Source organism: Bacteroidota bacterium (genome assembly GCA_034723125.1).
Lineage (GTDB): Bacteria > Bacteroidota > Bacteroidia > CAILMK01 > JAAYUY01 > JAYEOP01.
Window position 1 is genome coordinate 44,962 of sequence record JAYEOP010000021.1, and the last position, 7,845, is coordinate 52,806.

General features: G+C 33.3%; 5 protein-coding genes and 1 rRNA gene. 5 read left to right on the top strand and 1 reads right to left on the bottom strand.

What is annotated here, in order from left to right; translation table 11 throughout:
* Positions 1–57: 57 nt before the first annotated feature.
* Positions 58–1,580, bottom strand: a 16S ribosomal RNA gene (locus U9R42_00850).
* A gap of 899 nt (positions 1,581–2,479) precedes the next feature.
* On the opposite strand from U9R42_00850, the gene ahcY reads away from it, so the two are divergent.
* From ahcY to U9R42_00875, 5 genes are all read left to right on the top strand, one after another.
* Positions 2,480–3,883: an adenosylhomocysteinase gene (gene ahcY, locus U9R42_00855; protein ID MEA3494564.1), complete on the top strand. Its 1,404-nt coding sequence runs from the start codon at positions 2,480–2,482 to the stop codon at positions 3,881–3,883.
* Between the two features lie 8 nt (positions 3,884–3,891).
* Entirely contained in the window at positions 3,892–4,608 is a 717-nt protein-coding gene (locus tag U9R42_00860) for a pyridoxine 5'-phosphate synthase (protein MEA3494565.1), read from the top strand.
* A 14-nt stretch (positions 4,609–4,622) separates the two neighbouring features.
* Complete coding sequence (gene gcvPB / locus U9R42_00865) at positions 4,623–6,077, top strand: aminomethyl-transferring glycine dehydrogenase subunit GcvPB (protein ID MEA3494566.1); 1,455 nt, start codon at positions 4,623–4,625, stop codon at positions 6,075–6,077.
* A gap of 3 nt (positions 6,078–6,080) precedes the next feature.
* The gene (locus tag U9R42_00870) at positions 6,081–7,538 is read left to right on the top strand and encodes a glyceraldehyde-3-phosphate dehydrogenase (GenBank protein ID MEA3494567.1); all 1,458 of its coding nucleotides are present in this window, start codon (positions 6,081–6,083) and stop codon (positions 7,536–7,538) included.
* A gap of 55 nt (positions 7,539–7,593) precedes the next feature.
* The coding region (locus U9R42_00875) for a hypothetical protein (GenBank protein MEA3494568.1) at positions 7,594–7,845 on the top strand (252 nt) is incomplete at its 3' end.

Genomic DNA, 7,845 nt, shown 5'->3' on the forward strand with positions numbered 1-7,845 from the left:
GAAGGAAAACAAATAAAAGGAGAGTGGAAAAATAGGTAAACAGTGTTTTGACTCTAAAAAGGAGGTGTTCCAGCCGCACCTTCCGGTACGGCTACCTTGTTACGACTTAGCCCTAGTTACTGGACTTACCTTGGGCGATTCCTTTCAGTTATCGACTTCAGGCACTTCCAACTTCCATGGCTTGACGGGCGGTGTGTACAAGGCCCGGGAACGTATTCACCGCACCATTGCTGATATGCGATTACTAGCGAATCCAACTTCATGGAGTCGAGTTGCAGACTCCAATCCGAACTAAGGCTATTTTTAGAGATTAGCATTCTATTGCTAGATAGCGACCCATTGTAATAGCCATTGTAGCATGTGTGTAGCCCTGGACGTAAGGGCCATGCGGACTTGACGTCATCCCCTCCTTCCTCACTGCTTACGCAGGCAGTTTTCCTAGAGTGCCCAGCATTATCTGATGGTAACTAAGAATAAGGGTTGCGCTCGTTGAGGGACTTAACCCTACACCTCACGGCACGAGCTGACGACAGCCATGCAGCACCTTGCTTTGTGTCCCTAAGGAAAGCCCCATTTCTGGGGTTGTCACTCGCATTATAGTCCAGGTAAGGTTCCTCGCGTATCATCGAATTAAACCACATGCTCCTCCGCTTGTGCGGGCCCCCGTCAATTCCTTTGAGTTTTAATCTTGCGATCGTACTCCCCAGGTGGAACACTTAACGCTTTTGCTTGGACACGTATCGCTAGGCGACACACGTCTAGTGTTCATCGTTTATGGCGTGGACTACCAGGGTATCTAATCCTGTTCGCTACCCACGCTTTCGTACCTCAGTGTCAGTAATAGTTTAGCGAGCTGTTTTCACAATTGGTGTTCTGTAACATCTCTATGCATTTCACCGCTACATGTTACATTCCACCCGCCTCAACTATACTCAAGCTTAGCAGTTTTAATGGCAGTTCTACAGTTGAGCTGTAGGATTTCACCACTAACTTACTAAGCCACCTACGTACCCTTTAAACCCAGTAAATCCGGATAACGCTTGCACCCTCCGTATTACCGCGGCTGCTGGCACGGAGTTAGCCGGTGCTTATTCTTTAGGTACCGTCAATTATCGAAAAATCGATAGTGTTCTTCCCTAAAAAAAGCAGTTTACAACTCATAGAGCTGTCAATCCTGCACGCGGCATGGCTGGTTCAGGCTTTCGCCCATTGACCAATATTCCCTACTGCTGCCTCCCGTAGGAGTCTGGCCCGTGTCTCAGTGCCAGTGTGGCTGATCATCCTCTCAGACCAGCTACCCATCGTTGCCTTGGTGAGCCATTACCATCACCAACTAGCTAATGAGCCGCATGCCCATCCCTAACCACCGAAGTTTTAATTTTTAAAACATGTGTTAAAAAAATATTATGGAGGATTAATTCCGATTTCTCGGAGCTATACTCCAGTTAGGGGTAAGTTGCATACGTGTTACGCACCCGTTCGCCACTCGCTTTCAGCCGAAGCTGAAACTGCCGTTCGACTTGCATGTATTAAGCCTGCCGCTAGCGTTCATCCTGAGCCAGGATCAAACTCTTCGTAGTAAAAAGTAATTTTTAATCTAAAACTCAAGTAAACCTATTTATTTCCACAAACCTTCAAAGAACTTATATATTCAACCTCTATTGGTTGTTTGTTTTTCTTTCCTCTCCCAAAAGGGAGTGCAAAGGTAATACAATTTTATTAACTAGCACAAAAAAAGTTTTTTTATTTAAAGTCTTTTTTGTTGTTTCTTTTAACTTTTAAAAAGAAGTGCAAAGATAAAACATTTTTTTAAACTAACACAAAAAAATCTTTTTTTTTAAAGTTTTTTGTTTCCCTTTCACTTTTAAAAAGGAGTGCAAAGGTAATATTGTTTTTTTAATAAACAAGAAAAACTTTAAATTTTTTATTTCAGATTTTTTAAGCTATTGTTTCCTCTATTGGAATCATTGCAATATTTAATTGCGAGGGCAAAGGTAGTATAATATTTTTAACTACAATACAAAAATGATAAATATTTTCAATAGTTGATTTTGTAATTTATATTTTATTTATAATACTTATTATATGTTGCTGTTTTCAAGTATTATATATACGATATTTCATATATTTAATAAAAGATATTTTTTTATATTACTAATTTTATTTATACATTAATATATATAGTTATCAATAGCAACGATATCTGTTTATTAAAATGTGATAAAATCATTTCATAAAGTTCTAAATTATTTGATTAATCGCATTGGTTATCTCATTTTTTACCTCTTAAATTGTTCTGATTTTCTCATCAACCTATTTCTTTCAATAAAAATTGCATTTACAATTCTAATAATCTTATTGCATAATATATTACGATTATTCTTCTATATGAAATTGTAATAATTTTCAATGTATATATAATATATGTTTGTTAGTTTTGCAGTAATTCTAAATTGATTAAATTTAAACATAAAACATAATGATTACAGATTTTAAAATTGCAGATATTTCGCTTGCAGATTTCGGGAGAAAAGAAATTGAACTTGCAGAGATTGAGATGCCAGGATTGATGAGTATCCGAGAAAAATATTCAAATGAAAAGCCATTAAAAGGAGTTAGGATAATGGGATCGTTACACATGACAATTCAAACTGCTGTGCTAATTGAAACTTTGGTAGAATTAGGTGCTAATGTTAGATGGTCAAGTTGTAATATTTTTTCTACACAGGACCATGCAGCTGCGGCTATTGTAAGAGACAGGAATGTTCCTGTATTTGCATGGAAAGGTGAAACATTAGAAGAATATTGGTGGTGTACTAAGCAAGCATTATCATTTCCTAATGATAAGGGTCCAAACTTAATTGTTGATGATGGAGGAGATGCAACTTTAATGATGCATTTGGGTTATCAAGCGGAACAGGATTCTTCAATTTTGGATAAAGAAGTTGACAGTACAGAGCAAGCTTTATTGTTTAAGCTTTTAAAAGAGACACAAAAAGAAGATTCGCAAAAGTGGAGTAAATTTGTGAAAGAATGGAAAGGAGTTTCGGAAGAAACAACTACAGGGGTTCACAGATTGTATTCAATGAATAAAAATAATGAATTATTGGTTCCAGCAATTAACGTAAATGATTCCGTAACAAAGTCAAAATTTGACAATAAATATGGTTGCAGGGAATCATTAGTAGATTCTATTAAACGAGCAACTGATTTAATGATTTCCGGTAAAATTGCAGTTGTACTAGGATATGGAGATGTAGGGAAAGGATCTGCAGAATCATTAAGGTCAAATGGTGCAAGAGTTATTGTAACAGAGATTGATCCTATATGTGCATTACAAGCATCTATGGAAGGTTTTGAGGTAAAACGTCTAGAAGAAACCTTTGATGAAGGAGACATTTTTGTAACAACAACAGGTAACAAAGATGTTATTACAGCAGAACACATGAAAGCAATGAAAAATATGGCTGTTGTATGTAATATTGGTCATTTTGATAATGAGATACAAGTTGAGAAGCTTGAAAATTTGGACGGAATGGAGAAAATAAATATAAAACCCCAAGTTGATCAGTTTAAATTTTCAGATGGACATTCAATTATTTTACTTGCAGAAGGAAGATTAGTTAATCTCGGTTGTGCAACAGGACATCCATCATTTGTAATGAGCAATTCATTTTCTAATCAAACATTAGCACAAATAGATCTTATGAAAAATGATTATGAAATCGGAGTTTATAGGTTGCCTAAATATTTGGATGAAGAAGTTGCAAGATTACATCTTGAAAAATTAGGTGTTAACTTAACAAAAATGTCAGAGGAGCAATCAAAGTATATTGACATACCAATTGAAGGTCCTTATAAGCCAGATCATTACAGATATTAGAAAAAGAGATGACGAGATTAAGTGTAAACATTAATAAAGTAGCTTTAATAAGGAATTCCAGAATTGGAAATCTTCCTGATGTATTACAAGTTGCAAAAGACTGTGAACATTTTGGTGCTGAAGGTATTACTGTTCATCCTCGTCCTGATGAAAGGCATATACGATACAGTGATGTGATTAATTTAAAATCATCAGTTACAACAGAGTTAAATGTTGAAGGAAATCCTATTTCAAAATTCATGAATCTTGTTTTAGATATTTTGCCAGATCAGGTTACACTTGTTCCTGATTTACCCGATGCATTAACTTCGGATAATGGTTGGGATACTATTAAAGAGAAAAGTTTTTTAACAGAAATTATTTCAGAACTAAAAAACAATGGAATAAGAACATCCATTTTTGTAAATCCTGATTGTAGAATGATAGATGGTGCAAAAAGTGTTGGTGCTGATAGAATAGAATTATATACAGAATCGTATGCAAAAGGATATTTAAAAAACAAAGAAAAAGCAATAAAGTTGTTTGTAGAAGCAGCAAATCATTCAAATAAAATTGGAATTGGGTTTAACGCTGGTCATGATTTAAATTTAGAAAACCTTAATTTTTTTAACACAAAAATAACAGGTTTATTAGAGGTTTCTATAGGACATGCTTTAATTTCAGATTCTTTATATTTAGGATTAGAAAATACAATTCAGTTATACTTAAGAGAATTAAAAAAATAATAATATAAATAGTTATGGATACAAATCTTATATTTTCAAAAAGCAAAAAAGGAAGGAAAGCATACACACTTCCCAAAATTGATGTACCTGATGTAACAAAAGAACTTTCAGTAAAATTTGTCAGGGAGGAAAAAATTGAATTGCCTGAAGTAAGTGAAAACGAGCTTTATAGGCATCTTGTTAAACTTTCGAATAAGAATTTCCATATTGATGTGGGAATGTATCCTTTAGGATCGTGTACTATGAAATACAATCCAAAAGTTAACGAAGTTACATCACGTTTTGATAATTTTTTAAATTTACATCCTTTACAATCGCGGGATAATGTTCAGGGGTCATTAGAGATAATTTACAAAATCCAGGTAATTTTAGAAGAGATATCCGGATTTGATCAAGTTTCAATGTCTCCGGCAGCAGGTGCCCATGGAGAGTTTGCCGGTATTCTTGCAATAAGAAAGTATCATGAAAGCAGAAATGAAATTGAAAAAAGGAGAAAGATTTTAGTTCCTGATTCAGCACACGGAACAAATCCAGCAAGTGCTTCAATGTGTGGTTTTGATGTAGTAAGTATAGAATCTTTAGAAAATGGACAAATTGATATAGAAAGTTTGAAAGATCATTTAGGTGATGATATCGCAGGAATGATGATTACTATGCCAAATACTGTTGGTATTTTTGAGGAGCAGATAACAGAAATTTCTAAATTAGTTCATGAATGTGGAGGTTTGATGTATATGGATGGTGCAAATCTTAATGCAATTATGGGGATTGTAAAGCCAGGAGATATTGGATTTGATGTAATGCATTTTAATTTACACAAAACCTTTTCAACACCTCATGGAGGCGGAGGTCCAGGTTCAGGTCCTGTTGGTGTAAATAAAAAGTTAAGCCAATTTTTACCATCACCAATAGTTGAAAAAGAAGGGAATACTTATAAATTTGCAGAAGTTACTCCTGATTCAATTGGGAAAATGCTTACATTTTGGGGAAATTTTGCAATTATTGTAAGAGCATACACTTATTTAAGAATGCTTGGTGCTGATGGTTTATTTGCAGTTTCTAAAAATGCAATTATAAATGCAAACTATATACTTCAACGATTAAAAGATTATTATGATGCTCCTTATAAAAAAGAAAAAATTATGCATGAAGCAATTCTTTCTTCTGATAGTTTAAAAAAGAAATATGGTATTTCTACTTTTGATGTTGCTAAAAGGCTTCAAGATTATAATTTTCATCCACCAACAATTTATTTCCCGCTTATTGTTCATGAAGCATTAATGATAGAACCAACAGAAACTGAATCAAAAGAAAATATTGACGCATTTTGTGATGCTATGATAAAGATTACAGATGAAGCAAAAAATAATCCTGAAATAGTAAAATCAGCACCAAATAATTTACAAATCGGAAGATTAGATGATGCTTATGCTGCTAAAAATATTAATGTTTGCTGTTATTTAAATTAAAGTATGAAAGAACTCAATAATAATTATCTTTTAGAAAATTGGATTGAGAAGGAAAAAGCAGCTAGTAAGCTTTCCAGAATAGTTGTTGATTTATGGTATAATAAATCTATTGAATTAGTCTTATTTAGGAAAAAGCTTTTTGATAAAGGGATTGAATTGATTTTACAACATCATTCTTTAGCAAGAAAAATAATCCAAAAAGATTTGACAATACACGATACGTTAAGGTTAGCAGAATGTATTTCAAAGTTGGATATTGCTCCCTCAAAAATTGATTTAGGTAGATTAGGCAGTGAATATCTGGATATTAAGAATGATAAAAATATAAGTTGCAAAGATTTTACTAAAGAACGTTTAGATGATTTAATTGGTTCGAGTAGGTTAAAACTTGCTTCCAAGGATATTGTTTTATTTGGTTTTGGCCGAATAGGAAGAATAGTTGCGAGATTATTGATTGATAAAACAGGAAAAGGAGATCAATTACGACTTAAAGCAATAGTAATAAGAGGACAATTAGATGAAAAACAAATAACGAAACGTGCAGAATTATTAAGAACAGATTCGATTTTTGGACCATTTAGAGGAAATGTTACTGAGGATTTTGAGAATAACAGATTGATAATAAACGGTCAAGCCGTTCAATTAATTAGTAGCAAAGACCCTGCGACAATAGATTATACAAAGTATGGAATAAACAATGCATTATTGATTGACAACACAGGAGCATGGAGGGATAGAAAAGGATTAGGTCAGCATTTGAAAGCAAAAGGTATTGAAAAAGTATTACTAACAGCTCCTGGAAAAGATGATATTCCAAATGTTGTTTATGGTGTAAATCATGAGGAATTTTCTATTAAAGATGAGAATATCTTTTCTGCAGCATCCTGTACAACAAATGCAATTGTACCACCGCTAAAAATTATTGATGATTTTTTTGGAATAGATTACGGACATATTGAAAGTATTCATTCTTATACAAATGACCAAAACCTACTTGATAACTACCATGATAAATCAAGACGAGGCAGAGCTGCGGCATTAAATCTTGTAATAACAGAAACAGGTGCAGGTAAAGCAGTTTCAAAAGCATTGCCTCCTCTTAAAGGAAAACTTACAGGAAATGCTGTACGAATTCCAACTCCTAACGGTTCATTAGCAATACTTAATTTAATTCTTTTTCAAAGAACAAGCAAAAAAGATGTTAATGAAATATTAAAACAGCATTCATTAAATGGAAGAATGATTGAACAATTAGGTTTTTCCGAAAACCAAGAACTTGTTTCAAGTGATATTATCAGAGATAATCATACTTGTATTATTGATGGTGCATCAACGATTGTTTCAAAAAATAAGAAGAATTTAGTGCTGTATGTTTGGTATGATAACGAATGGGGTTATTCTGAACAAGTTATCAGATATGCAAAACATATTGCAGGTGTTGAACGTTTGACATACTACTAATTAATGTATAGATTTTGCATTTGTATTTCTTTCCAAAACAAAAAATAAATTTTTTATGAAAAATGATAAGTATTTAAAGGTTGTATTGACAGTTATTGCAACATCCTTAGTTATTCTTGTTTTACAGAATTTTGATTTTATTACAAAAGCTCAAGCTGATGTAAATAGTCAACAACATTATGTGCAATTACCTGTAAATTCTGACGGGACCATTAATGTAAATGTAAAATCAATAAATGAAATAATGGATGTAAATATTTCTGAAGTTGGTGGAAATTACATAAAAAAAGCTCTTCCAATAAAACCA

Excerpts from the sequence above, each read along its gene's own strand:
- ahcY (MEA3494564.1), top strand. The coding sequence starts at position 2,480 with ATGATTACAGATTTTAAAATTGCAGATATTTCGCTTGCAGATTTCGGG.
- U9R42_00860 (MEA3494565.1), top strand. The coding sequence starts at position 3,892 with ATGACGAGATTAAGTGTAAACATTAATAAAGTAGCTTTAATAAGGAAT.
- gcvPB (MEA3494566.1), top strand. The coding sequence starts at position 4,623 with ATGGATACAAATCTTATATTTTCAAAAAGCAAAAAAGGAAGGAAAGCA.
- U9R42_00870 (MEA3494567.1), top strand. The coding sequence starts at position 6,081 with ATGAAAGAACTCAATAATAATTATCTTTTAGAAAATTGGATTGAGAAG.